Origin of the sequence: Mycobacterium sp. IS-2888, assembly GCF_001954215.1 — a bacterium.
In the GTDB taxonomy this organism is placed as follows: Bacteria; Actinomycetota; Actinomycetes; order Mycobacteriales; family Mycobacteriaceae; genus Mycobacterium.
The window spans coordinates 1-566 of sequence record NZ_MBET01000085.1 but is presented as its reverse complement, the minus strand read 5'-3'; the positions used below and the strand labels follow the sequence as shown (position 1 = coordinate 566).

At 65.2% G+C, this 566-nt stretch carries 2 pseudogenes; one reads left to right on the top strand and one right to left on the bottom strand.

From position 1 onward, the window contains the following. Positions 1-281: pseudogene (locus A5745_RS15850) on the top strand (hypothetical protein); the annotation flags it as partial. Between the two features lie 4 nt (positions 282-285). On the opposite strand, the pseudogene A5745_RS15845 reads toward A5745_RS15850, so the two are convergent. After that, positions 286-566 (bottom strand): annotated as a pseudogene (locus tag A5745_RS15845) (hypothetical protein); the annotation flags it as partial.

The following is a 566-nucleotide window of genomic DNA, read 5'->3' as shown; positions in this document are numbered from 1 at the left end:
CGCCCGGCACGCCGTACGGCACCGTCGAGTTCGAGGGCGCCAGCATTCCCGTCCCGGTCGACGATCGGACGCTGCAGAAAATCTGCGAGATCACCGACGGCCAGGCGTTCCATGCCGACAGCCTGGAATCGCTCAAGAACGTCTATACGACGCTGCAGCACCAGATCGGCTACGAAACCGTGAAGGGTGACGCGAGCCTGGCGTGGATGCTGCTCGGTGCGTTCGTGATGGCCGGCGCGGTATTGGCGGGCCTGTTCCTGAATCGCCGGCTGCCCGCCTGAGCGATCAGGTGGGAAGTCTTCGGTTGATCAGCAGCGCCAGAGCCGTCGCCACCAGCGCGACGACGACCCCGAGGCGCAGCCAGCCCGCACTGCCCGGTCCGGGCACCGTGCGATACCCGATCTCGTTCTCGATGGCGTCGTAGTCCTTGTTGAGCTGCTCGAGATTGGTGGCGGTGTAGGACTGCCCACCGGAAAGCTGCGCGATCTTCTTCATCTGGTCCGTGGAGACGGGCACATTCACCCGCTGGCCGTCCATCTCGATGCTGCCGGTCTTGGTGCCGAACG